Below are 26,443 nucleotides of genomic sequence, written 5' to 3'. Positions count from 1 at the left end.
ACCTCTAGTGGGCCGGCGTTGCCGCACGGCCTGGTGACGGGGAGTCCCGTGGACGGTTATTGACCCTGCTGGTGACCCAGCCTGGGGTAGCTGAAGTAGCCACGCTGGCGCATCAGCTCGCGGCGCAGGCCCGGATGCGGGGTGAAGCGGTCGCGCCCATGCAGCCAGTAGAGGTTGTTGATCAGCAGGAAATTACCCACCGGCACCGGCACGGACAGCTTGTGCTTGCTGCCTTCCAAGGAGGTCGACAGGTCGGTCAGCCAGTTGCCCTCCTCGAAGTCCTTGGGCTGCACGAACTGGTCGATGTAGCGCATGGTCGGCCGGCCCTCGGCGTCCACATCGAACACCGCGTGGAACACGTCCTTGTCGACCCTCTTGCTCGGCGGCGCGGTCCAGCGCATGACCCGGCGTGCCAGCGGATGATGGAAGAACGCGTCACGGTCCTCCCAGTCGTCCAGGTGCAGGATCAGCGAATTGCCGCCTTCGATGTTCTGCTCGTCGATCTTCATCATCAGCACGTAGTCGGTGATCTGGTCGACGAAGGTGCCGTCGTTGTGCAGCTCCATCACCCGGTGCGGCTGACGCAGGTAGCTGTCGGAGTTGTCGACGTTCTCCACCACGAAGCGCGCGTAGAACTGGCCACTCATGGCGTCGTGGTTCGAGCGCCCGAGCAGGTGCGCCACCGCCGTGGCGAACTTGACCATGTCCTCGGCCTGGGTCACGTCGTTCAGCCCCTCCGGCCTGACCAACAGGCCGCCGGTGGCGCGGTCCATCAGGCTGTTGAGCAGCACCGGGCGCAGGGTGTTGCCGCACAGTTCATCGAGAACCTTGGCGATGCGAAAGCGCAGGAACGACTTGTACTCCAGCGCCTGCACCGGCCACTCGGCCACCGCCGCGCAGAAGGCCTGCACCGTGGCCCGGGCGAAGGTCAGTTCCAGCAGGCGCGGCGACTGCGCCGAAGGCACAAGGCTGAATCCCTGAGCGGCAGAGGGCTGTGGCATCACGAGGTCTTTGGGCTGGGTAAAGGCGTTCATGGCGGTGTCCTGAGCGAGATGATCCATGCGCCGCCCGGAGGCATGCGCGACTGACAGGAGGAAAATTATCGCTACAAAAGAAAAATGTCTACATTTTTATTTTATGTAGATTTATCTGACCTCTATCCCTGCTTAGTGCTTCTCTCGGCACTTGGGTATCATGGGCAAAACCTCGAGGACATGACTGATGGATACCCTCGCCCCCCGGCAGAACTCGGCCGTCAGCGGCTACGAGTGGCTCAAGCGGGACATCATCCGGGGTCTGTACCGGCCCGGTGAGAAGCTGCTGATGAGCGCGCTCAAGGAGCGCTACGACCTGGGCGTCGGGCCCTTGCGCGAGGCGCTGTCGCAGCTGGTGGCGGAGAACCTGGTGGTGGCGATCAGCCAGCGCGGCTACCGTGTCGCCCCGATGTCGCCCGGCGAGATGCAGGACGTCTACGACGCCCGGGCCAACCTCGAGGCCCTGGTGCTGAAGCTGGCCATCGAGCGCGGCGACGACGCCTGGGAGGCCCAGGTGCTGGCCTGCGCCCACACCCTGGCCAAGGTGATGGAGGTCAAGACCGAGGAGCAGATGCTGGAAGTCTGGGATGCGCGGCACAAGGCGTTTCACAGTGCGATCGCCGCCGGCTGCGGTTCCCGTCACCTGCTGCAGGCCCGCGCCTACCTGTTCGACCAGGCCGAACGCTACCGCCAGCTGTGGCTGCGCCGTACGGTGTTTTCCGAGGCGGCCCTGGCGCTGAAGCGCCAGGAGCACGGCGAGCTGGTCGAGGCGATCCTCGCCCGGGACGCCGCACGGGCCTGCGCCCTGATGCAGACGCACCTGATGACCCCGGTGCCGATCATCGCCGAGATCATGCGGGGCGCCGCGCCGCACACTGTCGCCGCCGACCCCGAGCCCATGGAGTAGGCCAGACGCCGGGCATGACGCGGCCCCCGCCCTGCGTCATGCCGGCGACGGGGGCTCCCCCGCGCGGGGAAACTCCATGTGGAACGCCGTGCGGCCATTGGCCGAGGTGCACCAGATCCGCCCCTGGTGGGCCTCGACGATCGAGCGGGTGATCGCCAGGCCCAGGCCGGCATTGCCCGGGTCGCCCTCGCGACGGGCCGGATCGGCGCGGTAGAACCTGTCGAACAGGCGCTCCAGGTGCTCGGCCGGGATGCTCGCCCCCGGGTTCGCCACCGACAGCCGCGCCACGGCGTCGTCCTGGTCGAGACTAAGCGAGATGGCCTGCCCTGGCGGGGTATAGCGCAGCGCATTGGACAGCAGGTTCGAGATGGCGCGGCGCAGCATCGGCCGATCGCCCCGGACACAGGCCACGCCCGTGAGCCGCAGCTCGATTCCGCGCTCCTCGGCCAGCAGCTGGTAATAATCGAACAGGCTGACCACCAGCGTCTCGAGTTCGACCGGCTGGCGTTCGGGAACGATCAGGCCGTTGTCGGACTTGGCCAGGAACAGCATGTCGTCGATCATCCGCGCCATGCGCTTGAGATCCTCCAGGTTCGAGTAGAGGTTGTCCTCATAGCTGTCGACGTCACGCTTGCGGCTGAGAATGACCTCGGTGTGGGTCATCAGGCTGCTGAGGGGCGTACGCAGCTCATGGGCGATATCGGCGGAGAAGTTGGACAGGCGCACGAAGGCATCGTCCAGCCGCCCCAGCATGGCATTGAACGACGACACCAGCTGCTGCAGCTCCAGCGGTACGGGCGCCAGCGGGATACGCTCCTTGAGCGACTTGGCCGACATCGACGCGGCCGTCCGGGTGACCTGGCGCAGCGGGCGCAGGCCACTGCGCGCCACCATCCAGCCCAGCCCGGCACTGACCAGGGCGCTGAGGGCCAGGCCGATCCAGAACCAGCGTTGCAGGGTGTCGAAGAAGGCCATGTGGTTGGTGACATCCAGCGCCAGCATCAGCGTCAGCGGCTCGGCCTGCCCCGCCGCCATGACCGGCGCGCTGATGCCGCGGTACAGGCGCGACTCGCCCTGCCATTCCCAGACCGAGTCTTGCGGATAGCGGCGAAAGTGCGGCGGGATATCGAGCACCCCGGGGGCGGCGAACAGCACGCGGCCATCGGCCCCGAGGAGCACGGCGCTCAGGTCGTGGTGGGCGCCGAGCAGGGCGCTCAGCTGCGGCTGCAACTGCCCGAGCCCCGTCCCCGCCGGCGCATCGCCGAGGATCGCCCGGGTCGAGGCCAGTTTCTCCTGCAGCACCCGCTGATCCAGCATGAGGAAATGGTGCTGGCTGAGGCGGTAGAAGCTCAGCGCCGCGACGCACAGCACCGCCGCCACGGCGAGCATGAACATCAGGCTCATGCGGGCCGTCAGGGACAGCCGGCTCATCGCGGCTCCGGGGCGTCGAGCATATAGCCCATGCCGCGCACGGTATGGATCAGCTTCAACGCGAACTCGTCGTCGATCTTCGCCCGCAGCCGCCGGACCGCGACCTCGATGACATTGGTGTCGCTGTCGAAGTTCATGTCCCACACCTGGGAGGCGATCAGCGATTTGGGCAACACCTCGCCGCGCCGGCGCAACAGCAACTCCAGCAGGGCGAACTCCTTGGCCGTCAGGTCGATGCGCCGGCCACCGCGAATCGCCCGGCGCTTGAGCAGATCGACCTCCAGGTCGGCGATCGTCAGGCTGGACTGCAGCGGCGCGCTGCCGCCGCGACGCAGCAGCGTCCTGACCCGGGCCAGCAGTTCCGCGAAGGCGAACGGCTTGACCAGATAGTCGTCCGCCCCCAGCTCGAGGCCCCTGACCCTGTCCTCCACCCCGTCGCGGGCGGTCAGGAACAGCACCGGGACGTCCCGCCCGGCCGCCCGCACCCGCCTGAGCACGTCCCAACCATCCAGGCCCGGCATCATCACATCGAGGATCAGCAGGTCATAGGCTTCGTCGAGGGCATACTGCAGAGCCTCGCCGCCGGTCATGACCCGGTCCACGTTGAACCCCGCCTCGCGCAGCCCCTGCTGCAGGTAGGTGCCGGTTCGGGGTTCATCTTCGGCGACCAGTAGCTTCATGGGGGATATCCAGGTGGCAAAGGTCCCAGTGTGCAGCGAATCCACCGGGCCAACCAGCGTCTTACAGAAATGTAATCCTGGCTTCAGGCTGCTGTCAGGGCGCGCCCTCCAGGCTGTCATCTCGAGCAGGCACGAGTGCAGCGCCCCGAGGTTCGCTGCCCTTTCTCCAGAACGCCGCGCTTTTACGCGGCCGGCATGACGGCACTCGCGCCGGCTCGGCGCCCTGCCCCGCTCGAGCTGGCCCAGCGGCGGCCCACAGGAGACACTAGGCGGCTGAACGGATAACAGGACCTACTGCCCATGCTGACCGTCAACCTGGGCCCGCTGACCCTGGCCGTCCCCCACCTGCTGCTGCTCGGCAGCCTGCTGCTGGCGACACTGAGCGGCTGGTGGGCCGGCCGCGCCAGCGGCCGCAACCCCGAACAGCAGGTGTTCCGCCTGTTGCTGGTGGCCCTGCTGGTGGCACGCCTGGCCTTCGTCGCGGGGTACTACCCGCATTACCAGGACGCGCCCTGGAAAATCCTGGACATCCGCGACGGCGGCTTCATCGCCTGGCCCGGGATACTCATCGCACTGCTGCTGGGCGCCTGGCAGGCCTGGCGCGACCGCGGCCTGCGCCGGCCGCTCGGCGTGGCGCTGGCCGTCGGCGTGCTCAGCTGGGGAAGCAGTACACTCGCCTGGCAGGCCCTGGAGCGCGGCACCCGCCTGCCCGACCTGACGCTGCGCGACAGCCATGGCGCGCCGGTCGCACTGCGGGACTATCAGGGCCAGCCGCTGGTGATCAATCTCTGGGCGACCTGGTGCCCGCCGTGCCGGCGGGAAATGCCGGTGCTGGCCGAGGTCCAGGCCAGGGAGCCGGCTCTGACCTTCCTGTTCGTCAACCAGGGCGAGGGGCCGGGAGAGGTCCGCCGCTTCCTCGACGACGGCGGCCTGACGCTGCAGAACGTCCTGCTCGACGGCGACGGCCGCCTCGGCCGGCAGGTCGGCTCCATGGCCCTGCCCACCACGCTGTTCTACGACGCCGAGGGGCGCCAGGTCGGCAGCCACCTGGGCGAGCTGTCCCGCGCCAGCCTCGCCCGCGCCCTGGAGAGCCTGGGAGAGCCGAGCCAGCCCTGAGGCCCGGCGTTACCGGGGTTGACCTTGCCACGAGGTCAGGGTCGATGCTGCGGCCGTGGCAATGCCGCCACACAGCACGAGGACAGACCATGTTCGCTCTAGACGTTTCCGGAATGGGTTGTGGCAGTTGCGTCAGCAAGATCACCAAGGCCATCCAGGCCCTGGATAGCCAGGCCAGGGTCGAGGTCGACCGCGTGGCGGGCAAGGTGAAGGTCGAGAGCGCCGAGAGCTTGGAGCACATCCGCGCCGCGATCGAAGACCTGGGCTACCCCACGCAGCTCAGTGCCTGAGCAGGAGGCATGGCTGCTGTTCGTTCGGGCTTTGTAAAGGGAGTGGCGTGCACTCCCCTGCCTGGCTTCACTCGCCAGCCTTGCCGCCGGACTCATCGCACTTGGCCTGGGTCATCAGCTGAAAACCCTGGCCCTTGCAGGCGCCTTGGCCCTTGCAGGCATTGGTGGCGGCCATGCAGTCATTCTGGCCTTTGCAGGCGTTGACGCCGAAGCACTGCACTTCGGCGGTTTGCGCCTCCTCAGCCGCTTGCGCCGGCAGGGTGCTGAAGAGGCTGGCGGCGACCAGTGCCAGTGCCGCGCCGGTGGCGGCGGTAGATTTGCTCGACATGTCGTTGTCTCTCTAGGTCGTCAGAGGTGGAGGTCGACAGCGGCCCGCGCCGCACCAACCCGAAAATCCAGGCATCGCTGCCTGACATGCCCATGAGGCACGGACATGACAGTAGAGAGACGAGCGGAGGCCCTTCAAGAATAAAAACGCATCCTGACAGAACTGTAATTTCTAACTCAGCGGACTGACAGGCGCCGCCGGCTAAGGTGGGTTCGAGCCTGAAGCTCACCCCCCGCCGTTCGAGCACACCGTGCTCGGCGGTCCGAAACGGCGCTACCGAGGATACCCCCATGAATACGCTGAAAACCCTCTTCGCCATTGCTGCCCTGAGCCTTTCTTCCCTGGCCATGGCCGAAGGCGGCGGCGACCGCACCTTCGCCCGCATGCAGTCGAGCGAAACCCTGACCGCGCAGGCTGCCCAGCAGCCAAAGGCCGCCGAGCCGGTGGCCGGAATGAAGATGAAGAAGGCCGAACACGCCAAGTGCTGATCGGCCCCCGCCGGCCAACCTTACAGAAATGTAATCACCCCGAAGGTTGGAATATGGCAATTTTTACCCTCGTTGACGCACGCCCGGGCGGCGTCAGCGGACAAACCTGCAGGGAGTCGGAAGCCCCCTGACCAACGCGGTACCAACCTCGCGCCATAAGGCGGTTGGTCGCCCAGCACTGGCTTCCTTCGATTAATTGGACATAAACGGCATGCAAGCGAAAACCTCGAGGCGGACCTTCGTCAAAGGCCTGACCGCCGGCGGCCTGCTGGCCGGACTGGGCCTGTGGCGCACACCGGTGTGGGCCGTCAACAGCCCCGGCCAGCCGACCATGCTGGCGGGCACCGATTTCGAGCTGTTCATCGGCGAATCCCCGGTGAACATCACCGGCAAGGCCCGCACCGCGATGACCATCAATGGCAGTCTGCCGGGCCCCCTCCTGCGTTGGCGCGAAGGCGACACCGTGACCCTGCGCGTGCGCAATCGCCTGAGCGAAGACACCTCGATCCACTGGCACGGCATCATCCTGCCGGCCAACATGGATGGCGTGCCGGGCCTGAGCTTCCACGGCATCGCGCCCAACGGCATGTACGAGTACCGGTTCAAGGTGCGGCAGAACGGCACCTACTGGTACCACAGCCACTCGGGGCTGCAGGAGCAGGCCGGGGTCTATGGGCCGATCATCATCGACGCCAAGGAGCCGGAACCCTTCCAGTACGACCGCGACTACGTGGTGATGCTCACCGACTGGACCGATGAAGAGCCGAATCGCTTGATGGCCAAGCTGAAGAAGCAGTCGGACTACTACAACTTCCGCAAGCGAACGGTCGGCGACTTCATCGACGACGTCAGCGAGAAGGGCTGGTCCGAGGCCGTGGCCGATCGCAAGATGTGGGCCGAGATGAAGATGAGCCCCACCGACCTGGCCGATGTCAGCGGTTATACCTACACCTACCTGATGAACGGCCAGGCGCCCAATGGCAACTGGACCGGCCTGTTCAAGCCGGGCGAGAAGCTGCGCCTGCGCTTCATCAACGGCTCGGCCATGAGCTATTTCGACGTGCGCATCCCCGGCCTGAAGATGACCGTGGTGGCCGCCGACGGGCTGCACGTGGAGCCGGTCAGCGTCGACGAGTTCCGCATCGCCGTGGCGGAAACCTATGACGTGATAGTCGAGCCGGCCAGCGCCGAGGCCTACAGCATCTTCGCCCAATCCATGGACCGCACCGGCTATGCCCGCGGCACCCTGGCCGTGCGCGAAGGCCTGAGCGCCCCGGTGCCCGAGGTCGACCCACGCCCGCTGATCGGCATGGACGACATGGGCATGGACCATGGCAGCATGGGCGGCATGGATCACGGCGGTATGTCCGGCATGGACCACAGCCAGATGAACCATGGGCAGATGGCCGGCATGGACCATGGCAGCATAACGGGCATGGGCGCCATGGGCGAAATGGCCGGCATGAGCGGGCAGATGCAAGCCCATCCGGCCTCGGAGGAGAACAATCCGCTGGTCGACATGCAGACCATGATGCCCACCTCGAAACTCGACGATCCGGGCATGGGCCTGCGCGACAACGGCCGCCGGGTACTGACCTACGCCGACCTCAAGAGCACCTTCCCCGACCCGGACGGCCGCGAGCCGAGCCGTACCATCGAGTTGCACCTGACCGGGCACATGGAGAAGTTCGCCTGGTCGTTCGACGGCATCAAGTTCTCCGACTCGGAGCCGGTGCGTATCAAGTACGGCGAGCGCCTGCGCATCACCCTGGTCAACGACACCATGATGACCCACCCCATCCACCTGCACGGCATGTGGAGCGACCTGGAAGACGACCACGGCAACTTCAGGGTGCGCAAACACACCATCGACATGCCGCCGGGCTCCAAGCGCAGCTACCGGGTCACCGCCGACGCCCTGGGCCGCTGGGCCTACCATTGCCACCTGCTGCTGCACATGGAAATGGGCATGTTCCGTGAAGTGCGCGTGGACGAGTAAGGGAACCTAGAGATGATCAGCTCACTGAATACCGCAAGACGGGTCGGCGGCGCCCTGGCGCTCGCCCTGGGCGTGACCAGCCTGGCCAATGCCGCCGGGCAGATGGACCACTCGCAGATGGATCATTCGAAAATGGACCATTCGCAGATGAACCATGGGGCGATGGGTCATGGCGGCATGCAGGCGCCGGCCCAGCAGCCCCAGGTCATGGACCACGGCGCCATGGATCACAGCCAGATGAACCACGGCCAGATGGACCATAAGGCCATGGGCCACGGCGACGCCTACCAGCCGCCCACCACCAGCCGCACGCCGATCCCGGTGCTGACCGACGCCGACCGCGCCGCCGCGTTCCCGCCGCTGCCCGGCCATGCCGTGCACGACAAGATGCTCAGCTGGTTCCTGCTGTTCGACCAGCTGGAATACCAGAACGCCGACGAAGGCAGCGTGCTCAGCTGGGATGCCTCGGCCTGGGTGGGCGGCGACATCGACCGCCTGTGGCTGCGCTCGGAAGGCGAGCGGACCAACGGCATGACTGAGGAAGCCGAGCTCCAGGCGCTCTGGGGCCACGCCATCGGCCCCTGGTGGGAGCTGGTCGGCGGCCTGCGCCAGGACTTCGAGCCGGGCCCGGCGCAGACCTGGGGTGCCTTCGGCATCCAGGGCATGCCGCTGTACGGCCTGGAAGTCGAGGCTACCGGTTTCGTCGGCGAACAGGGACAGAGCGCCCTGCGCCTGGAGGGCGAGTACGACATGCTGCTGACCAACCGGCTGATCCTGCAGCCCACCGCCGAACTGAATTTCTACGCCAGGAACGACCACGAGCGCGGCGTAGGCTCTGGCCTGGCCAGCAGTGAAGTGGGCCTGCGCCTGCGCTACGAGATTCGCCGTGAATTCGCACCCTACATCGGTGTCACCTGGAATCGCGCCTACGGCAATACCGCCGACATGGTGCGCGAAGAAGGCGGCGATGTCAGCGAGGCGCGCCTGGTCGCCGGTATCCGGCTGTGGTTCTGAGGACCTGATGTGAAAAGAACAATAAAGACCCTGGTCGCCGCGAGCATAGTCGGCGGGGCCGCGGCCACCGCCGGCGCCTACTTCGGCCTGGTCAACGTCGGCGCCGACGACCCGCACCTGCCGGCCATGTACGCCTTCCTGAGCATGGCCCGCGATCGCTCCATCGAGGTGCGCTCGCGGGATATTCAGGTGCCCGACCTCGACGACCAGGAGCTGATCCGCGCCGGCGCCGGCAACTACAACTCGATGTGCATCGGCTGCCACCTGGCCCCCGGCGTCGCCGCTACCGAACTGAGCCAGGCGCTCTATCCCGCACCGCCGAACCTGGCCGAGATCGGCGTCGACGGCAACCCGGCGGCCGCCTTCTGGACCATCAAGCACGGCATCAAGGCCAGCGGCATGCCGGCCTGGGGCAAGAGCATGGCTGACCCCTATATCTGGGGCATGGTCGCCTTCCTGCAGAAGCTGCCGGAACTCGACCCCCGGGAGTACCGCGCCCTGGTCGCCTCCAGCGGCGGCCACCAGCACGGCGGCGGCGAGTCCGACATGCACAACCATGAAGGACAGCACGGCGGCGCCAGCGACGATCACCACGCCGGCGAAATGGCCGGCATGAGCCATCATGACGAGGCCGCGGATGACCATCATGCTGGCGAGGCGGCTGGCGCCAGTCACCATGATGCCGCCGTCGACCACCATGGCGACGCAACGCCCGGCGCCAGCCACCACGACACCCAGATAGCTGCCGAGGTGCCAAAGCCGGCCACCACGATCCACCTCCACGCCGACGGCAAGGAGCATGTGCATGCCCACTAAATCCAACCTGTACCGAGCCGGCATTCAGGCCAGCGCCTTGGCCGTCCTGCTGTTCGGCGCCGCGGCGCAGGCCGCCGAGCCCCTGACCCTCGACGTGCACCGCGACGCCAACTGTGGCTGCTGCAAGAAGTGGGTCGCACACCTGCAAGACAATGGCTTCAAGGTCAATGACCATGTCGAGTCGGACATGGTCGCGGTCAAGCAGCGCCTGGGCGTGGCGCCCCGCCTGGCCGCCTGTCACACCGCGGTGCTCGACGGCAAGTTCGTCGAGGGCCATGTGCCGGCGGCGCAAGTGCGCGAACTGCACGGACGCACCGACCTGCTCGGCATCGCCGTGCCCGGCATGCCGGCCGGCTCGCCGGGCATGGAAGTCGGCGGCAAGCAGCAGGCCTACCAGGTCATCGGTCTGACTCCGGCGGGCCGCGACCTGGTGGTCGCCGAGTATCCGGCGAACTAAACGTCGATCTCGCCCAGTCGCCCGACAGTCCCCGGGGCCAGGCTGACTACACTGGCTCCAGAGCCCAACCAACCGCTCGGCCTGCTGACAACGGTAGAGCGTTCGGCCGGCAGCCTGATCCGGCATGATGCGACGAGGGCGAACCATGATCCGGCAACTACGAATCCCATACACGCCGACAGCGCCCAAGCACACAGGACTGGGCAGGCCCTGGCGGCGGCTGACGAGCGGCCTCCTGGCCCTCCTCCTTCAGGCTGCGGGTCCGGCCACGGCGCAGACCGCCGATGCCGGCATCCGCGCCGGCCTGACCATCTGGCCCACGCCGAAGCCCGTAGCGGAAGTCGAGTTTAGCGATGGCGAGGGCAAGCGCCGCACGCTGGGCGACTTCGAGGGCAAGATAGTGCTGCTCAACGTCTGGGCCACCTGGTGCGCCCCCTGCCGCGAGGAAATGCCGACCCTGGACCGCCTGCAGGAACGACTCGGCGGCAAGGACTTTCAGGTGCTGGCCCTCTCGGTCGACCCGGACGGGACGCAGCTGGTGCGGGACTTCTACACCGAGATCGGCATCCGACACCTCGAGCTCTATATCGACGAGCGCGCCCAGGCCAACCGCGACCTGGGCGCCTATGGCTTGCCGGCCACCCTGCTGCTCGACCGCCAGGGCCGGGAGCTGGGGCGCAAACTGGGCGCCGCCGAATGGGACAACCCGGAGGTCATCGACTACCTGCGCGAGCTGATGGCCGCACCCCAGTAGAGCTGATCGGGGCGCCCCCTGGGGCCCCTCCCCTGCCCCTGCACATGCCCTTCATGCTGAGGAGCCGGCCCGGCTACCCGGCCCTCCGGTCAGCACCTCGATGATCGGGCACTGCGCTTTTTCCTCGCCGGCGTCGCACTGTGCGATCAGTTCATCCAGGATCTGCCGAATTCCTGCCAGCTCGGCCATTTTCTGCTCGATGAGTGCCAACTTGCGGGCCGCCAGGGCCCGCGTCTCGGCGCAGGCACACGCCTGATCGAGGCCGAGCAAGCCCGCCACCTCCTCGAGCGTGAAGCCCAACGCCTGCGCCCGCTTGATAAAACACAGCCGGGCGACCATGAGCGCCGGATAGCGCCGCTGGCCACCCGGCGGTTTGACCGGCTCATGCAGCAAGCCGCGCCGCTGGTAGTAGCGGATCGTCTCAACGCTCACCCCAGCAGCCTTGGCCAATTTACCGATACTCAGTTCGCCCCCCATGATTTCCTCCTTGACTCCGTACTCGGGTACGGAATTTAGACTGACAGCAACATCCACAGGTTCAAGGAATCGACATGGCTCAGTTCACCGGGAAAGGTTCACTGGTCGCGGGCAGCCTGGCGGCCATTGGCGCCTCGCTATGCTGCGTCGCACCGTTGCTGTTGCTGACCCTCGGCGTCGGTGGCTCTTGGGTCGGCAGCCTCGTGGCCATGGAACCCTACCGTCCGTTCTTCATCGCTTTGACCCTGCTGTTTCTCGGCCTGGCTTTTCGCCGGCTCTATCTCCTGCCGCCGGCCTGTACGCCGGGCACCCGCTGCGCCAGGCCGCGCGGGAGCAACCGTCAGCGTCTCGCGTTCTGGATAGTGACGGTGCTGCTGCTCGCCCTGCTGGCCCTGCCCTGGCTCGCGCCGCTGCTGTTTTACTGAAGGAGGTGTCCCATGCACAAACTGCTACTGACGAGCCTGGCCATCCTGCCCTTGCTGGCAGCCGCCGGTGCCCCGGTTCCGGTCACCCTCGAGGTGCGGAACATGAGCTGCGGACTCTGTCCGATCACGGTCAAACAGGCACTGCAGAAAGTGCCGGGAGTGGAAAGCGTGCGGATCGATTACGCACGCAAGACCGCCAGCGTCCGCTACGCCCCAGACCAAGTCCGGCCCGACACACTGATCGAGGCAACCAGCAGTGCCGGCTATCCCGCCACGGTGCAGGAGTAACGCCACAATGCCGCCCATCATCCTCGAGTCCGTGCTGACCTGTCCGCGCTGCGGTTTCGCCAAGCGCGAAAGCATGCCCACCGACGCCTGCCTGTACTTCTACGAGTGCAGTCGGTGCCGAACACTGCTGCGGCCAAATCCAGGGGACTGTTGTGTGTTCTGCTCGTTCGGCTCGGTACGCTGCCCGCCGGTTCAGCAGCAAGGCGCCTGCTGTGCAACCGGGAACTAGGTAGAGGGACTCGACAGTGGACACGCCAGCGCCGCACCAGTCCGCCTGCGCCGTGCCTGTAAACGCTGAAGACTAGGAGGGACACTGGTGTCAGGTGACGACACGCCAATCGCCGGCGGCGAGAGATGAGGGAGCCGATGAACTCACGGGCTCACAGCGCCCCCTTGGCGAGCCCCAGACAACCGCCAAGAAACACCAAGGCCCGCATCGCTGCGGGCCTTGAAACGCTGGTGCCGCTGAGAGGAATCGAACCCCCGACCCCATCATTACGAATGACGTGCTCTACCAACTGAGCTACAACGGCGCTCGCGCATTATTCAATGGGGCCGGCAGGGGCTCAAGAGGGTTCTGCGTTTTTATCTCTCGGAGCTGCATCGCCTGCCGGCCGCGATGGGCTCGACCAGACGTAGAACTTAGCCCTCGAGCAATTCGATGCGATCGTCGTGGATCCGGATCAGCCCCTGCTTGTACAACCCGCCGATGGCCTTCTTGAAATTACCCTTGCTGGCGCGGAACTGCGCGCTGATGGCTTCCGGCGAGCTCTTGTCGCTGAGTTCCAGCACCCCTCCATGCTCACGCAGCTTGGCCAGGATCTGCTCGCTGAGGCTGCCCACGACGTCCTGCCCCACGGGCTGCAGGCTCAGGCTGATCTTGCCGTCGGCGCGCACTTCCTTGATGAAACCCTTCTCGCGCATGCCGCTACGTAAGAACTTGAACAGTTCGTTCTTGTGGATCAGCCCCCAGTGCTGGCCATTGATGATGGCCTTGAAGCCCATGTCGGTGGACTCGACCACCAGCAGGTCGACCTCCTGACCGGCCCGATAGTTGGCCGGCAACCTGTCCAGGTACCGGTCCAGGCGCGCCGTAGCGGTGATGCGCTTGCTGCGTTTGTCGAGAAAGACATGCACCACGCAATAGTCGCCGACCTGCAGCGGGCGTTTCTCTTCCGAATGGGGCAGCAGCAAGTCTTTGGGCAGTCCCCAGTCGAGAAACAAACCCACGCGATTGATATCCACGACTTTCAGGCTGGCGAACTCTCCGACCTGAACTTTGGGTTTTTCCGTGGTGGCAATTAACTTGTCGTCACTGTCCAAATAGATAAATACATTCAGCCAGTCGTCCACTGCACTCGGCGAATCCTTGGGGATGTAGCGCTTGGGCAATAATATTTCGCCATCCGCGCCACCATCCAGATACAGGCCGAAGTCGGTGTGCTTGACGACCTGCAAACAGTTCATGCGTCCAATTACCGCCATGGTGCCCTACCCTCGTTGCGAGGGCGGTATTCTACCCGAGTTGCCGGCGGCTTTGCTGCCCAGGCCGCGGCGGCGGCCTGGAGCTACAGGGCTCGCGGAGCCATCCGACCGACGGCAATGCCCAGAATGGCCCACCGATACAAACAGCGACCGGGTAGGACGTCCCACTAAAAACAACGACTTAGTTACCCGAGTCGTTAATTGCGAACTTGCTTGAAAAACCGCCGCGCCGGCCGACATGCCCGCCCAACATTATTTACCAAGCAATTGTCAAGCAATTCGCGTACAATGTTCGGCCAAATTAATTTCCGTATAGGTTAATGGCTGCCATGCGAGTAAAAGCATCCCAGAGCAAACCCAAGCCGGCCCCGGCCGTTGAGACCAGCGCCTCCCTCGACGCCCAGGTCGCGGCCTTCCTGAAAGGCGGCGGCGAGATTCAGCAGATCGAGAAAGGCGTCAGCGGCCAGGTCCATGGCGCCAGCAAGCAGATCACCATCGGCAAGAAATAGCCGCGCCCCGGTCAGCCAAGCCGCGCTTTGCTCAGCCTCGACAAAGCGCCCGGCGCCCCTCTCCTCCTGCACCTCACTCCGGCCCTTGCTACGGGCTGAGCCAACCGCTCGGGCAGCCGAAGACGACGCCAGAGCCCTGCCACCTAATAACGCCTATCGAGGCCGCAGCCCCAGGCGCAGCAGTCGGCCATTCTCCGAGTCGGTCAGCACGTAGAGGTATCCGTCGGGCCCTTGGCGCACGTCGCGAATGCGTGCATCCAGCGGCTCCAGCAGACGCTCCTCGTGACTCAGCCGATCGCCGTCCAGCTCGAGGCGCAGCAGTACTCGCCCGGCCAGCGCGCCGATGAACAGGCTGTGTCGCCATGCGGGAAAGCGCTGGCCGTCATAGAAGGCCATGCCGCTGATGGCCGGCGACTTCTCCCAGACATGATGCGGCGGCTCGGTGCCGGCCACCGTCTTGCCCTGGGCCTCGGGAATCGGCAGAAACGAATAGTTCACGCCATGGGTGGCGAGCGGCCAGCCATAGTTGCGCCCGGCCTGGGGAATGTTGATCTCATCGCCGCCGCGGGGGCCGTGCTCGTGCACCCACAGCCGTCCCGTCCAGGGATTGAGGGCCGCGCCCTGGGGATTGCGATGGCCATAGGACCAGATTTCCGGGCGGGCGCCGGCCCGGTCGACGAAGGGGTTGTCGTGCGGTACGCGGCCGTCGGGGTACAGGCGCACCACCTTGCCCTGCAGCTTGTCGAGGTGCTGAGCGGTGGGACGCTGGTTGTTCTCGCCCAGGGCGATAAACAGGTAGCCCTGGCGATCGAACACCAGGCGCGCCCCGAAATGCACCCCGGTCGACAGCTTCGGCAGCTGCCGAAAGATCACCTCGAAGTCCTCCAACCGGCGCCTGTCCGCCGACAAACGGCCGCGTCCGACTGCAGTGCCGGCACGGCGCTGGGCACCGGCTTCGGCATAGGCGAGGTAGACCCAGCGGTCTGTGGCGAAATCCGGCGACAGCGCCACATCCAGCAGGCCGCCCTGCCCCCTGGCATAGACCGTCGGCACCCCCTGGATGGGCGCCGACAGCCGGCCGTCTGCATCGAACAGGCGCAGCCGCCCGGGGCGCTCGGTCAACAGCAGGCCCTGGCGCTCCGGCAGGAACGCCAGGGCCCAGGGGTGCTCCAGGCCGGACAGCAGCTCCTCGACCTGCACGATGCCGCGCTCGCTCGGGTACTCGCGCCCCAGTGCGGCGGCCGGCAACAGCAACGCGGCAGCCAGAGCGAGAAGCACAAGCGCAGACCTGGCCGGCATGGAAAGACCTCCTGGGTTCAAGCGGCGGGACACTGTCCCGGCTCTCGACTCGAGCATAGCGCACCAGCATCCGCCGGCTTGCAACCCTGGCAGTCGTCGCCTCGCGCCGACCATGATCAGCGAGATCGATGGCGAGGGATTCGTCCGGGCGCAGCCGTCGCGGTCTAGACTGGGGCGCTGATTCCATCGCCATCTTAGGGAGAACCCCGATGCTCAAAGCCCAGTACCAGGTGCGCGGCCCCGTACCGCAGGACGTGATCGAAGCCGTCGAACTGCAACTGCCGGCGCCCGCCGCCGGCGAGGTGCGGGTCAAGGTGCAGGCCGCACCGATCAACCCCTCCGACGTGCTCACCCTGACCGGCGAGTACGGCATGCTGCCGCCGCTGCCGGCGATCGGCGGTAACGAGGGCGTCGGCCGGGTCGAGGAACTCGGCGCCGAGGTCAGCCACCTCAAGGTCGGCCAGCTGGTGCTGTTGCCGGTCGGCTGCGGCACCTGGGTCAGCCACCTCAACGCCCCGGCGAGCAAGCTGATCCCGCTGCCGGAGGCCGACCCGCAGCAGCTGGCGATGATGACGGTCAACCCGCCGACTGCCTCGCTGCTGCTCAGCCAGTTCGTCGATCTGCAGCCCGGCGATTGGGTGATCCAGAATGCCGCCAACTCTGGCGTCGGTAGCTATCTGGTGCAGCTGGCCAAGCTGCGTGGTTTCAAGACCATCAACGTGGTGCGTCGCGAGTCGGCGGTGGCCGGGGTCGAGGCCGAAGGCGGCGACGTGGTGCTGGTCGATGGCCCGGACCTGGCCAAGCGTGTGCGCGCGGCGACCGGCGGCGCGGACGTGCGCCTGGGCATCGACGCGGTCGGCGGCGCGGCCACCGACCACCTGGCCGCGTGCCTGTGCGAGGGCGGCGTGCTGGTCAACTACGGCATGATGAGCCGCCAACCCTGCCAGGTGTCGGCCGCCTCCTTCGTGTTCCGCGACGTCACCCTCAAGGGCTTCTGGCTGGCCAAGTGGTTCCGCCAGGCCACCCAGGCCGAGCAGATGCGGGTGTTCGGCGAACTGACCCAGTTGATCGCCAGCGGCAAGCTGCGCGCCCGGGTGGCCGCCACCTACGACGTCAGCGAGATCAAGCAGGCCGTAGCGGCGGCGGCCAGCGGCGAACGCGACGGCAAGATCCTGATCGTGCCCAAGTAACACCGAGCAGCCGGGCGGCTAGGCCGAGTCGCCTTCCGCCTGGCTCAGAACAGGGTCCTCAGCGGCTCGGACGAGACGCTCAGCCATACCACCAGGCCACCGACCACCAGGTGCAGCAGCGCGATCAGCCAGAATTTCAGCTGATAGCCGAGCTTGCGGTTCTTGTGACGGATCAGCCGCTGCGCCAGCAAGCCGCCCGGCCAGCCACCCAACAGCTCGTACAGATGCAGGCGTGCCTCCGGCGTGCGCCGAACGCCGCGAATGGCGCACTGCTTGTCGCGGTAGTAGGCGATAAAGCAGATCAGGCTCATCAGCCCATAGACCAGTGCCAGACACACCAGCACATCGACCCCGCCGAACAGCGGCTGGAGCTGCTCGTGCCAGAGCCTGGCCAGCCCCCGCAGCATAGACGGATAGCTGGCATAGCCACTGACGCTCAAGGCCAGGTTGCTGTGTGCGATGCTGCAGGCCTGGTCGCTGTAGAGCACCACCCCGTCGGGCTGCCGGCACTCGTGGATCGCGCCCTGGCCCAGGGCCTGGAACGATAACGCCAACAGTGCGCTCGCCCCCAGCGGCCACAAGCGCACCCTGCTTACTCGGCCGCCGGCTTACGGCGCTTGAGCGGCGCCAGGCCGTCCTGGCTGACCAGCGCCGGGGCGTCGCCCTTCGGCTTGTTGATCGTGTTGCGCTTGCTCGGGGTCTTGGCCGCGGGCTTCTTCGCCGCCTTCTTGCCGCCCTTGGCGTCGGTCTTTTTCTTCTTGGTGCCGGCCGCCTTGCCGGAGGCCTTGAGGTTCTTCGGCCCCTGGTAGCTGCCCTTGAGCTCCTTGATGCTGCGCCGTTCGAAGCGCTGCTTGAGGTAGCGCTCGATGCTCGACATCAGGTTCCAGTCGGTGTGGCAGATCAGCGAGATCGCCAGGCCCTCGGCGCCGGCGCGGCCGGTACGGCCGATGCGGTGCACGTACTCGTCGCCGGAGCGCGGCATGTCGAAGTTGATCACCAGGTCCAGGCCGTCGACGTCCAGGCCGCGGGCCGCCACGTCGGTGGCCACCAGCACCTTCACCGCACCCTGCTTGAGGCGCTCGATGGCCAGCTTGCGGTCCTTCTGGTCCTTCTCGCCGTGCAGCACGAAGGTCTTGAACTCGCGCGCCACCAGCTTGCCGTAGAGGCGGTCGGCCTGGACCCGGGTGTTGGTGAAGACGATCGCCTTGTCGTAGGTTTCGTTGGTCAGCAGCCACTCGACCAGCTGTTCCTTATGGTAGTTGTGGTCGGCGGTGATGATCTGCTGGCGGGTACCCTCGTTGAGCTGGCTGACCGCGTTGAGCTGCAGATGCTGGGGTTCCTTGAGCACCTTGGCGACCATCTCGCGCAGGCCCGAGCCGCCGCTGGTGGCGGAGAACAGCAGGGTCTGGTGCGGGCCGCTGCAGGCCTCGGCCAGGCGCTGCACGTCTTCGGCGAAGCCCATGTCGAGCATGCGGTCGGCCTCGTCCAGCACCAGTACCTCGACCTCCTCCAGCGGCAGGTTGCCGGCGTTGGCGTGCTCGATCAGCCGCCCCGGGGTACCGATCAGGATGTCCACCCGGCGCAGCATCGCCGCCTGCGACTTGAAGTCCTCGCCGCCGGTAATCAGGCCGGCCTTGAGGAAGGTGAACTGGGCGAAGCGCTCGACCTCCTTGAGGGTCTGCTGGGCCAACTCGCGGGTCGGCAGCAGGATCACCGCGCGCAGGCTCAGCCGCGGCTTGGCCGCGCCGTCGCCGAGCAGGCGGTTGAGCAGCGGCAGAACGAAGGCGGCGGTCTTGCCGCTGCCGGTCTGGGCGATCACCCGCAGGTCTCGGCCCTGCAGCGCCGGCGGAATGGCCGCCACCTGCACCGGGGTGGGCTCGACAAAGTTCAGCTCGGCCACGGCTTTCAGCAGGCGTTCGTGCAGGGCGAATTGGGAAAACACGGGGTCAACCTCGGCAAAATACGGAAATCAGCTGCATAGCCTAACGGTTTCCCGCGCCGCGGCCGAATTTCTTTGCGCCGGCCCGCCCAACGCGTGGGCCCCGGTCCTTGAACCAAAAGCGTTTGAGGCGCTCAATTGCATCAGGAGAATCACCAACAACCCGTCCGGAGACCGCCATGCCCCGTCCCTCCCCCTTGCTCCTGTGCAGCATCCTGAGCCTGGCCCTGAGCGCTCAACTCGCCGTGGCCGCCCCGAAACACGACAAGCATAGCGGCAGCCATGGCGGCGAGGTCGCCGTCCACCTGAACGGTCCGACGATCGACATCGGCCGGGTGCGCATCATCCTCGGCGACAACCGCCACCTGCTGGCACCGGCCGGCGCGCTGCCGCCGGGCATTGCCAAGAACCTGGCCCGCGGCAAGCCGCTGCCACCGGGTATCGCCAAGAACTTCGACGCCCGCCTGGCCGGCCAGCTTCCCCGTTACGAGGGCTACGAATGGAAGCAGATCGGCCGCGACGTGGTGCTGGTGGCCATCGCCACCGGCATCGTCTACGAGGTGCTGAGAAACGTGCTGGACTGATCGCTGCCAGCGCCTTCGCGCAGGTGGCCGAGCTTGACGTATGTGAGGCAGCCTGCGGTGGATAACGGCGTGTGCCGCGAACCAGGGGGGATGCGCAGCCAGGTACCGACCGGGTAGGTGCCGAACTCGTCCTCCAACACCCCCTCCAGCACCAGGACTTCTGCGCCGCCAAGGTGTGACTGGGCCTGCAAGCGGGTCCCCGGCGCCCAGCGCAGTAGCGCCGTGTGCACCGCGGCGTAGCTGTCCAGCGGCAGCACCTGCAGCCCCGGCACCCGGCCCGGTTGCCACTCGGCCGTGCGGCTGTCGATGCGCGCCGTGCGCTGGTCCTCCGCCGCCTGGTAGCACAGCTTGACGAACAACAGGCAGCCGCCCGGGCTGGAGGGCGTATGGCCGCTGCCCGGCGGGTTCTTCAGCCAATAGCCGGCCGGGTACTCGCCATGCTCGTCGACGAACACGCCCTCGAGCACCAGAATCTCCTCGCCGCCCGGATGCAGGTGGCGGCTGAACGCCGAGCCCGGCGCATAGCGCACGATCGAGGTGGCACGGCCGCTTTCCGCGGCGAAACGCTCCAGGGGGCGGCGCTCGACACCGGGCAGCGGCGAGGCCTGCCAGGCGAGCGCGTGGGTATCGAGCACCACCCGCCGGTCGAGGTCGGCATTGATTCGCATGGCGTCCACCTGCAAGCCCGTGATAAGCCAGCCTACCCTATCCCGGTGCCTCAGATGCGCCGCTGCTTGATCAACAGGCGCACGCTGTCCCAGGCGACCAGCATCACCGCCAGCCAGATCGGCAGGTAGGTCAGCCACTGCCCGGCGTCGAATTGCTCGCCCAGGTACAGCAGCGACACGGCGAACAGCAGCACCGGCTCGACGTAGCTGAGGATGCCGAACAGGCCCAGGGGCAGCAGCCGGCTGGAAGCCATCATCCCGGCGAAAGCCAGGGTGCCGAGCAACCCCAGCCCCGGCAGCCACCACCACAGCTGCGGAGCCCGTTCGAAGACATCGGCCGGCCCCCAGACGATGATCATCCAGATGGCGATGGGGGCCAGCATCAGCATCTCCAGGATGAAACCGGACAACGCATCCATGCGCATCCAGCGGCGCAGCATGAAGTAAGGCGGATAGCCCAGGGCGGTGACCAGGGTCACCCAGGAGAACGCCTGGGTACGCCACAGTTCGTGCAGCACCCCGAGCGTCGCGCAGACCACCGCCACCTTGAGCAGCGGCCGCAGGCGCTCGCCGTAGAACAGCCGGCCGGCCAGGACCATCACCAGCGGCAGCAGGAAGTAGCCGAGGGACACGTCGAGCATGTAGCCGGCCAGCGGCGCCCAGACGAACAGGCCCCACTGCACGCCGATCAACAATGCCGACACCGGAGCGGCCAGCAGCAGCAGGGGCTCGCGGCGCAGGCGCCCGAGTACCGCGGCCAGGGTCGTCCACTGCCGAGTCAGCGCCAGCAGCAGCAGTATCGCCGGAATCGACCAGAGCACCCGCTGGGCGAACACCTGCACGCCGTCCAGCGGCGCCAGTTGCTGCACGTATGCGGGAATCAGGGCAAACAACACAGACGAACACACCGACAGCGCCACACCACGTCCAGACAGCTTCATCGCCTCGCCTCGGCTCCTTGCACAGGACTCGTCCGAATAAACAACAGGGATGCGGCAATCACCGCCCCGCCCAGGCCCAGGCGCAGCAGGTCGGCATCGCGATTCCATAACAACAGGTTGACCAGCAGGCCGGCCGGCACCAGGGCGTTGTTCATCACCGCCAGGGTGCCGCCATCGACCAGGCTGGCGCCCTTGTTCCACCAGTAAAGCCCCAACCCGGAGGCCACCATACCGAGCCAGAGCAACACGCTCCACTGCAGGGCGCTGCTGGGTAAGCGGGTGGCGTTTCCGAATGCCAGGAAGGCCGGCAAGGCCACCGCCAGCGCGCCCAGGTAGAAGTAGCCGAAGCGCCGGTACTGCGGCAGATCCGAGGGATGGCGGGCCAACAGGTGCTTGTACAGCACCTGGCCGGCGGCGAAGGTGGCGTTGGCAACCTGCAGCAGACAGAACCCCAGGTAGAAATCCGTACCGATCCGGTCGTAGCGAATCAGCACCGCACCGGCCACGGCCATCAGCGCGGCAAATAGGGCCATGGGATTGAAACGCCGGCGCAGGGCATCCTCGATCAGGGTCACATACAGGGGCGTGAGCACGGTGAACAGCAGCACCTCCGGCACGCTCAGCAGGCCGAAGCTCAGATACAGGCAGACGTAGGTGACGCCGAACTGCAGAGCCCCGATCAGCAACATGCCGCGGACGAAGGTCGCCGGTACGCCGCGCCAGCAGGTCAGCGGCAGGAACACCAGGCCGGCGATGACGATGCGTGTCAGCACGGCGAAGTAACTGTCCACCTGGCCGGCCAGGTATTCGCCGATCAGGCTGAAGGAAAAGGCCCACAGCAGGGTCACGAACAGCAGATAACGCATGGTCACCTCGAGAAAACCGGCGACCTTATCCACTCCGTGCACTTGCGGCAATGCCCGGCAGCCAACGCGCCTGCGCGACTCACGCTGGGGCCGCAAAAAAAGGCCCAATCAACCAGTGGAGGAGATTGATCGGGCAGATCCGCGCCCAGGAGCGTGGGACGCGAAGGGTGTCACTGTTACTTAGAGATTAGGCCACTTGCGCCAGCTTCGCCTGGGCTTCGGCCAGCCCCTTCTCGGAAAACTCCCCCCCCATGTTGAGCCCCTCGGCATGGATGAAGCTGACATCGTGAATGCCGATGAAGCCCAGGGCCTGACGCAGATAGGGTTCCTGATGATCCAGGCTGCCGCCGGCATAGATGCCGCCGCGGGCGGTGAGGACGAAGGCGCGCTTGCCGCTGAGCAGGCCCTGGGGGCCGTTCTCGGTGTACTGGAAGGTCACCCCGGCACGCAGCACATGGTCGAGCCAGGCCTTCAGGGTGCTGGGAATCGCGAAGTTGTACATGGGCGCGGCCAGCACCAGCACATCGGCGGCCAGCAGCTCGTCGGTGAGCCGGTTGGACAGCGCCAGCGCGGCCTGCTCCGCCTCGCTCTGCTGCTCGGCCGGGGTCATCCAGCCGCCCAGCAGGTTGCCGTCCAGATGCGGCACCGGCTCCACGGCCAGGTCGCGCACGCTGACCCGGTCGGCCGGATGGCTGGCCTGCCAGCGCGCGATGAACTGCGCGGTGAGCTGGCGGGAGATCGAACCTTGTTGGCGGGCACTGCTTTCGATTACCAGGACTTGGGACATGATCTTGGGCTCCATCTTGGGTTGTTGTGAGTCGATGGGCACAGACTATGGCCACAACAGCCGATTAAAAAGCGCAAAAAACAAGCCAAACCAATCAACAAAGTTGATTTATAAAACACGGCGCACTAGGCTCAGACCTGTCCACGGCCTTACGGGGTCGGTCCGCGCTGGGTCAGTTCAGGGTGCAGGTCAGTTTCACCCGCAGCTTGATGATGCTGCGGGCGAACTTCACCGTCATGTTGCTGCTTTCTCCTGCCGCCAGTACCACCTTGCGCGTGCGCGGCCGTTCGGGGCCGTTGCGGAACACCCCGCTGCAGTGCGCCTCGGTCAGGCCGTAGTTGTACAGCAGCACCGCGCCCATGTTGTGGTCGATCTCCTGGGTGGTGGCGGACACCTCGGTGCCGTTGAGCGTCTTGTCCAGCTCGATCGGATAGGCGAAAGCCGCCAATGGCAGCAGGGCGATCAGGGCGCAGCAGAGGTTTCTCATCGGGCAGTCTCCGGCATGGGACTGCCAGTTTAGGGCGATATCGCCGCGCCGTGCACCCGGCGACTCGCGTGAATAGGAGAGGATAATGAAAGCCCCGCGCGTGACCCTCGATCAATGGCGGACCCTGCAGGCGGTGGTCGACCAGGGCGGCTTCGCCCAGGCCGCCGAGGTGCTGCACCGCTCGCAGTCCTCGGTCAGCTACACCGTGGCGCGCATGCAGGAGCAGCTCGGCGTGCCGCTGCTGCGCATCGACGGACGCAAGGCGGTGCTCACCGAGGCCGGCGAGGTGCTGCTGCGCCGCTCGCGGCAGCTGGTCAAGCAGGCCAGCCAGCTGGAAGACCTGGCCCACAACATGGAGCAGGGCTGGGAAGCCGAGGTACGCCTGGTGGTCGATGCCGCCTACCCCAACGCCCGCCTGGTGCGCGCCCTCACCGCCTTCATGCCGCAGAGCCGCGGCTGCCGCGTGCGCCTGCGCGAGGAAGTGCTGTCGGGAGTCGAGGACGTGCTCAAGGAAGGCACCGCCGACCTGGCCATCAGCGGCCTGAACATCCCAGGCTATCTGTGCACCGAGATGAGCACCGTGGAGTTCGTCGCCGTCGCCCACCCCGACCACTCGCTCCACCGCCTGCAGCGGGAGCTGAGCTTCCAGGACCTGGAGGGCCAGATGCAGGTGGTGATCCGCGATTCGGGCCGACAGCAGCCACGGGACGTCGGTTGGCTCGGCGCCGAGCAGCGCTGGACAGTGGGCAGCCTGGCCACCGCCGCCAGCTTCGTCAGCAGCGGCCTGGGCTTCGCCTGGCTGCCACGCCACATGATCGAACGCGAGCTCAGGGACGGCCTGCTCAAGCCGCTGCCGCTGGACCAGGGCGGCAGCCGCAATACCCGCTACCTGTTGTACTCGAACAAGGACAAGCCCCTCGGACCGGCCACGCAGATCCTCGCCGAGCTGATCCGCCGCTTCGACGCCGCGCCGCTCGATGCCCCCTTCGCCTCGCCCGTAACGTCCAGCGCGAAGCACTAGCCCATGGCCTACTTCGACTGCGACGGCTGCCAGCTGCACTATGAGGAATACGGCCAGGGCGCCCCACTGCTGCTGGTGCACGGCCTGGGCTCGAGCACCCGCGACTGGGAATACCAGATCCCCACGCTCGCCGCGCGCTACCGGGTCGTGGCCCTCGATCTGCGCGGCCACGGCCGCTCCGACAAGCCGCGCGAGCGCTACAGCATCGCCGGCTTCGCCGAGGACGTGGCGGCGTTGATCGAACACCTGCAGCTGGGCAAGGTGCACCTGGTCGGCATCTCCATGGGCGGCATGATCGGCTTCCAGCTGGGCGTCGATCGCCCCGAACTGCTCAGGAGCCTGTGCATCGTCAACAGCGCCCCGGAGGTCAAGGCCAGACGCCCCCGCGACTACCTGGAAATCGCCAAGCGCTGGAGCCTGTCGCGCCTGCTCAGCCTCGACACCATCGCCAAGGGCCTGGGCCGGCTGCTGTTCCCCCGCCCCGAGCAGGCCGAGCTACGGCGCAAGATCGAAGAGCGCTGGCCACGGAACGACAAGCGCGCCTACCTGGCCAGCCTCGACGCCATCATCGGCTGGGGCGTGCGGGAACGCCTGGCACGTATCACCTGTCCTACCCTGGTGATCAGCGCCGACCGCGACTACACGCCGGTGGCGCAGAAGCAGGCCTACGTCGACGAGATGCTCGACGCGCGCCTGCTGGTGATCGAAAACTCGCGCCACGCCACACCCCTGGACCAACCACAATGCTTCAATAGCAGCCTGCTGGCCTTCCTCGACGAAGTCGAAGGGGCCGCGCCACCCCACCACAAGGACCCATGAGAATGCTCAAACAACTCGCCCTCGCCGCCTGTTCCCTGCTGCTGTCCGCCAGCCTGCTGGCCGCGGAGAACCCCAAGGTGTTGCTGAGCACCAGCGCCGGCGAAATCGAAATCGAGCTGGAGGCCGAGAAGGCGCCGATCAGCGTGGAAAACTTCCTCGCCTACGTGGACAGCGGCCACTACGCCGGCACCCAGTTCCACCGGGTGATTCCCGGCTTCATGATCCAGGGCGGCGGCTTCGACGCCGACCTGCGGCAGAAGAAGACCCGGGCGCCGATCAAGAACGAAGCCGACAACGGCCTGCACAACGTGCGCGGCACCCTGGCCATGGCCCGCACCCAGGTGCGCGACTCGGCCACCAGCCAGTTCTTCATCAACCACAAGGACAATGCCTTCCTCGACCACGGCAGCCGCGACTTCGGCTACGCGGTATTCGGCAAGGTGGTGCGCGGCATGGAGGTGGTCGACAAGATCGCCATGGTGCCCACTGGCAACCGTGGCGGCCACCAGAACGTGCCCCGCGAGCCGGTGCTGATCCTCGAGGCCAAGCGCCTGTAAGCCCTGCCGGTGCGGGCCCGCGACGGCCCGCACCGGCCCTCGGACACGGCCGGGAAGGTGCCGCCCGGCGGACTGAAAAATGTCACCGCGCGCACATCGTTTCGTCATCATTGCGTCATGACGCGGGCGCAGATTCTCCGCCACCCTTAGGAGGAGTCTCACCATGTCACCACGCTTGCCGATCAAACCCCTTGCCCTGGTTCTGCTGGCCGCCTCGCTCGGCGCCTGCAGCCTGCACAACCCCGCCCCGGCGAAGACGGCCGTCGCCTTGAACAACGAGGACTGGTACCAGGTCCGCACCGACAACGAACTGTTCGTCTTCGACGACTACCAGGTGTTCCGCGACTTCCTCGACACCGGCAAGGCGCCCTACCTGAAGGACCTGCAGCGCAAGGACAAGCACGGCCAGTCGATCATCCTCGCCCTGCGCGCCGAGGATCAGGGCAAGCAGCTCGAGCAGATCGCCGCCTACCAGTTCCTCAACGTCAGCCTGCCGCCGGCCAACCCCTTCTACGGGGAGATCCGCCAGCACGGCGTGATCTACGTGTTCCAGCGCTACGGCGACATGATGGACACCTTCAGCCTCGGCGAGCCGATCTTCCGCCACACCGAGATCGCCTCCGGCCCCCAAGGCGAGCGGGTGGTCTACGGCCTGACCAAGGAAGAGAGCAAGCCCCTGGCGCTGATCGACGCGTTTCAGGCCCGCTACAAGCGCTAGGCACCAGGCACCGTGACTTCACGCCCGACGCCACCCCGGTGCCGGGCGTCTTCTTTCCGCGTCCCGGGC

At 66.5% G+C, this 26,443-nt stretch carries 32 protein-coding genes, 1 tRNA gene and 1 pseudogene; 19 read left to right on the top strand and 15 right to left on the bottom strand.

What is annotated here, in order from left to right:
- Positions 1-56: 56 nt before the first annotated feature.
- Positions 57-1,034, bottom strand: coding sequence for a glutarate dioxygenase GlaH (gene glaH / locus SBP02_RS06760; RefSeq protein WP_318645628.1), 978 nt, complete (start codon positions 1,032-1,034; stop codon positions 57-59).
- Between the two features lie 187 nt (positions 1,035-1,221).
- On the opposite strand from glaH, the gene csiR reads away from it, so the two are divergent.
- Positions 1,222-1,941, top strand: a complete 720-nt coding sequence (gene csiR / locus SBP02_RS06755) for a DNA-binding transcriptional regulator CsiR (protein WP_318645627.1) — start codon at positions 1,222-1,224, stop codon at positions 1,939-1,941.
- A 36-nt stretch (positions 1,942-1,977) separates the two neighbouring features.
- Here the strand turns inward: csiR and SBP02_RS06750 are convergent, their stop codons facing one another.
- Positions 1,978-3,372 (bottom strand): heavy metal sensor histidine kinase, encoded by a 1,395-nt coding sequence (locus SBP02_RS06750; RefSeq protein WP_318645626.1) that lies wholly within the window; start codon positions 3,370-3,372, stop codon positions 1,978-1,980.
- Positions 3,369-4,052: a heavy metal response regulator transcription factor gene (locus SBP02_RS06745; protein ID WP_318645625.1), complete on the bottom strand. Its 684-nt coding sequence runs from the start codon at positions 4,050-4,052 to the stop codon at positions 3,369-3,371. Before SBP02_RS06745 ends, SBP02_RS06750 begins: the two co-directional genes overlap by 4 nt.
- A 300-nt stretch (positions 4,053-4,352) precedes the next feature.
- Between SBP02_RS06745 and SBP02_RS06740 the strand changes: the two genes are divergently transcribed.
- Complete coding sequence (locus SBP02_RS06740) at positions 4,353-5,168, top strand: TlpA family protein disulfide reductase (protein WP_318645624.1); 816 nt, start codon at positions 4,353-4,355, stop codon at positions 5,166-5,168.
- Between the two features lie 89 nt (positions 5,169-5,257).
- Positions 5,258-5,458, top strand: coding sequence for a heavy-metal-associated domain-containing protein (locus SBP02_RS06735; protein ID WP_318645623.1), 201 nt, complete (start codon positions 5,258-5,260; stop codon positions 5,456-5,458).
- A gap of 67 nt (positions 5,459-5,525) precedes the next feature.
- Here SBP02_RS06735 and bufA2 read toward each other — a convergent pair whose 3' ends face one another.
- Entirely contained in the window at positions 5,526-5,786 is a 261-nt protein-coding gene (gene bufA2 / locus SBP02_RS06730) for a BufA2 family periplasmic bufferin-type metallophore (RefSeq protein ID WP_318645622.1), read from the bottom strand.
- Between the two features lie 290 nt (positions 5,787-6,076).
- Between bufA2 and SBP02_RS06725 the strand changes: the two genes are divergently transcribed.
- The 6 genes from SBP02_RS06725 to SBP02_RS06700 all read left to right on the top strand — a co-directional run bounded on the left by SBP02_RS06725 (position 6,077) and on the right by SBP02_RS06700 (position 11,314).
- Positions 6,077-6,274 (top strand): co-regulatory protein PtrA N-terminal domain-containing protein, encoded by a 198-nt coding sequence (locus SBP02_RS06725; RefSeq protein ID WP_318645621.1) that lies wholly within the window; start codon positions 6,077-6,079, stop codon positions 6,272-6,274.
- 211 nt (positions 6,275-6,485) lie between these two features.
- Positions 6,486-8,273 carry a copper resistance system multicopper oxidase gene (locus SBP02_RS06720; RefSeq protein ID WP_318645620.1) on the top strand — a complete coding sequence of 596 codons (1,788 nt, stop codon included), beginning with the start codon at positions 6,486-6,488 and terminating at the stop codon, positions 8,271-8,273.
- A gap of 12 nt (positions 8,274-8,285) precedes the next feature.
- The gene (locus SBP02_RS06715) at positions 8,286-9,287 is read left to right on the top strand and encodes a copper resistance protein B (protein WP_318645619.1); all 1,002 of its coding nucleotides are present in this window, start codon (positions 8,286-8,288) and stop codon (positions 9,285-9,287) included.
- A gap of 9 nt (positions 9,288-9,296) precedes the next feature.
- Complete coding sequence (locus tag SBP02_RS06710; RefSeq protein ID WP_318645618.1) at positions 9,297-10,103, top strand: c-type cytochrome; 807 nt, start codon at positions 9,297-9,299, stop codon at positions 10,101-10,103.
- Positions 10,093-10,560 (top strand): DUF411 domain-containing protein, encoded by a 468-nt coding sequence (locus SBP02_RS06705; RefSeq protein WP_318645617.1) that lies wholly within the window; start codon positions 10,093-10,095, stop codon positions 10,558-10,560. The genes SBP02_RS06710 and SBP02_RS06705 overlap by 11 nt, the downstream gene beginning before the upstream one ends.
- A gap of 145 nt (positions 10,561-10,705) precedes the next feature.
- Entirely contained in the window at positions 10,706-11,314 is a 609-nt protein-coding gene (locus SBP02_RS06700; RefSeq protein ID WP_318645616.1) for a TlpA family protein disulfide reductase, read from the top strand.
- A gap of 51 nt (positions 11,315-11,365) precedes the next feature.
- On the opposite strand, the gene merR is transcribed toward SBP02_RS06700, so the two are convergent.
- On the bottom strand, positions 11,366-11,791 hold the full coding sequence (merR, locus tag SBP02_RS06695; protein ID WP_318645615.1) for an Hg(II)-responsive transcriptional regulator: 426 nt from the start codon (positions 11,789-11,791) through the stop codon (positions 11,366-11,368).
- Positions 11,792-11,865: 74 nt separating this feature from the next.
- Here merR and SBP02_RS06690 point away from each other — a divergent pair, with 74 nt between their 5' ends.
- Genes SBP02_RS06690 through SBP02_RS06680 form a run of 3 tightly spaced genes read left to right on the top strand, consistent with a single transcriptional unit; the run spans position 11,866 to position 12,733 of the window.
- A complete protein-coding gene (locus tag SBP02_RS06690; protein ID WP_318645614.1) occupies positions 11,866-12,216 on the top strand; it encodes a mercuric transporter MerT family protein in 351 nt (116 codons plus the stop codon).
- A 12-nt stretch (positions 12,217-12,228) separates the two neighbouring features.
- Positions 12,229-12,504, top strand: coding sequence for a heavy-metal-associated domain-containing protein (locus SBP02_RS06685; protein WP_318645613.1), 276 nt, complete (start codon positions 12,229-12,231; stop codon positions 12,502-12,504).
- A gap of 7 nt (positions 12,505-12,511) precedes the next feature.
- The gene (locus tag SBP02_RS06680) at positions 12,512-12,733 is read left to right on the top strand and encodes a GDCCVxC domain-containing (seleno)protein (RefSeq protein ID WP_318645612.1); all 222 of its coding nucleotides are present in this window, start codon (positions 12,512-12,514) and stop codon (positions 12,731-12,733) included.
- Between the two features lie 228 nt (positions 12,734-12,961).
- Here SBP02_RS06680 and SBP02_RS06675 read toward each other — a convergent pair.
- Both SBP02_RS06675 and SBP02_RS06670 read right to left on the bottom strand, forming a co-directional pair.
- Positions 12,962-13,037 (bottom strand) — tRNA-Thr (locus tag SBP02_RS06675).
- Positions 13,038-13,146: 109 nt separating this feature from the next.
- Positions 13,147-13,989 carry a CvfB family protein gene (locus SBP02_RS06670; RefSeq protein ID WP_318645611.1) on the bottom strand — a complete coding sequence of 281 codons (843 nt, stop codon included), beginning with the start codon at positions 13,987-13,989 and terminating at the stop codon, positions 13,147-13,149.
- 320 nt (positions 13,990-14,309) lie between these two features.
- Here SBP02_RS06670 and SBP02_RS06665 point away from each other — a divergent pair, with 320 nt between their 5' ends.
- Positions 14,310-14,498 (top strand): hypothetical protein, encoded by a 189-nt coding sequence (locus SBP02_RS06665; protein WP_318645610.1) that lies wholly within the window; start codon positions 14,310-14,312, stop codon positions 14,496-14,498.
- 153 nt (positions 14,499-14,651) lie between these two features.
- On the opposite strand, the gene SBP02_RS06660 is transcribed toward SBP02_RS06665, so the two are convergent.
- The gene (locus tag SBP02_RS06660; RefSeq protein WP_318645609.1) at positions 14,652-15,797 is read right to left on the bottom strand and encodes a PQQ-dependent sugar dehydrogenase; all 1,146 of its coding nucleotides are present in this window, start codon (positions 15,795-15,797) and stop codon (positions 14,652-14,654) included.
- A gap of 209 nt (positions 15,798-16,006) precedes the next feature.
- Here SBP02_RS06660 and SBP02_RS06655 point away from each other — a divergent pair, with 209 nt between their 5' ends.
- Entirely contained in the window at positions 16,007-16,987 is a 981-nt protein-coding gene (locus SBP02_RS06655; RefSeq protein WP_318645608.1) for a zinc-dependent alcohol dehydrogenase family protein, read from the top strand.
- 44 nt (positions 16,988-17,031) lie between these two features.
- Here SBP02_RS06655 and SBP02_RS06650 read toward each other — a convergent pair.
- Together SBP02_RS06650 and SBP02_RS06645 are read right to left on the bottom strand one after the other, a co-directional pair.
- Positions 17,032-17,313: pseudogene (locus SBP02_RS06650) on the bottom strand (DUF1294 domain-containing protein); the annotation flags it as partial.
- Positions 17,314-17,579: 266 nt separating this feature from the next.
- Complete coding sequence (locus tag SBP02_RS06645; protein WP_318645607.1) at positions 17,580-18,929, bottom strand: DEAD/DEAH box helicase; 1,350 nt, start codon at positions 18,927-18,929, stop codon at positions 17,580-17,582.
- A gap of 176 nt (positions 18,930-19,105) precedes the next feature.
- Between SBP02_RS06645 and SBP02_RS06640 the strand changes: the two genes are divergently transcribed.
- Entirely contained in the window at positions 19,106-19,510 is a 405-nt protein-coding gene (locus SBP02_RS06640) for an anti-virulence regulator CigR family protein (RefSeq protein WP_318645606.1), read from the top strand.
- Here SBP02_RS06640 and SBP02_RS06635 read toward each other — a convergent pair.
- From SBP02_RS06635 to SBP02_RS06615, 5 genes are all read right to left on the bottom strand, one after another.
- The gene (locus SBP02_RS06635) at positions 19,480-20,178 is read right to left on the bottom strand and encodes a cupin domain-containing protein (RefSeq protein ID WP_318645605.1); all 699 of its coding nucleotides are present in this window, start codon (positions 20,176-20,178) and stop codon (positions 19,480-19,482) included. The two genes, SBP02_RS06640 and SBP02_RS06635, sit on opposite strands and share 31 nt — an antisense overlap.
- A gap of 50 nt (positions 20,179-20,228) precedes the next feature.
- Positions 20,229-21,119, bottom strand: coding sequence for an EamA family transporter RarD (rarD, locus tag SBP02_RS06630; protein ID WP_318645604.1), 891 nt, complete (start codon positions 21,117-21,119; stop codon positions 20,229-20,231).
- On the bottom strand, positions 21,116-21,985 hold the full coding sequence (locus SBP02_RS06625; protein ID WP_318646312.1) for a carboxylate/amino acid/amine transporter: 870 nt from the start codon (positions 21,983-21,985) through the stop codon (positions 21,116-21,118). The genes rarD and SBP02_RS06625 overlap by 4 nt, the downstream gene beginning before the upstream one ends.
- 187 nt (positions 21,986-22,172) lie before the next feature.
- The gene (locus SBP02_RS06620; protein ID WP_318645603.1) at positions 22,173-22,772 is read right to left on the bottom strand and encodes an FMN-dependent NADH-azoreductase; all 600 of its coding nucleotides are present in this window, start codon (positions 22,770-22,772) and stop codon (positions 22,173-22,175) included.
- A gap of 172 nt (positions 22,773-22,944) precedes the next feature.
- On the bottom strand, positions 22,945-23,259 hold the full coding sequence (locus SBP02_RS06615; RefSeq protein WP_318645602.1) for a 3-phosphoglycerate kinase: 315 nt from the start codon (positions 23,257-23,259) through the stop codon (positions 22,945-22,947).
- An 85-nt stretch (positions 23,260-23,344) separates the two neighbouring features.
- On the opposite strand from SBP02_RS06615, the gene SBP02_RS06610 reads away from it, so the two are divergent.
- The 4 genes from SBP02_RS06610 to SBP02_RS06595 all read left to right on the top strand — a co-directional run bounded on the left by SBP02_RS06610 (position 23,345) and on the right by SBP02_RS06595 (position 26,374).
- Positions 23,345-24,280, top strand: a complete 936-nt coding sequence (locus tag SBP02_RS06610; protein ID WP_318645601.1) for a LysR family transcriptional regulator — start codon at positions 23,345-23,347, stop codon at positions 24,278-24,280.
- 3 nt (positions 24,281-24,283) lie between these two features.
- Positions 24,284-25,099, top strand: a complete 816-nt coding sequence (locus SBP02_RS06605) for an alpha/beta fold hydrolase (protein WP_318645600.1) — start codon at positions 24,284-24,286, stop codon at positions 25,097-25,099.
- A 2-nt stretch (positions 25,100-25,101) separates the two neighbouring features.
- Positions 25,102-25,656 carry a peptidylprolyl isomerase gene (locus tag SBP02_RS06600; protein WP_318645598.1) on the top strand — a complete coding sequence of 185 codons (555 nt, stop codon included), beginning with the start codon at positions 25,102-25,104 and terminating at the stop codon, positions 25,654-25,656.
- 163 nt (positions 25,657-25,819) lie between these two features.
- The gene (locus SBP02_RS06595; protein WP_318645597.1) at positions 25,820-26,374 is read left to right on the top strand and encodes a hypothetical protein; all 555 of its coding nucleotides are present in this window, start codon (positions 25,820-25,822) and stop codon (positions 26,372-26,374) included.
- Positions 26,375-26,443 lie beyond the last annotated feature (69 nt).

The sequence above is a fragment of the Pseudomonas benzenivorans genome (genome assembly GCF_033547155.1).
In the GTDB taxonomy this organism is placed as follows: domain Bacteria; phylum Pseudomonadota; class Gammaproteobacteria; order Pseudomonadales; family Pseudomonadaceae; genus Aquipseudomonas; species Aquipseudomonas benzenivorans_B.
The sequence above is the reverse complement of the archived record's forward strand: the minus strand, read 5'-3'. Positions and strand labels throughout refer to the sequence as shown.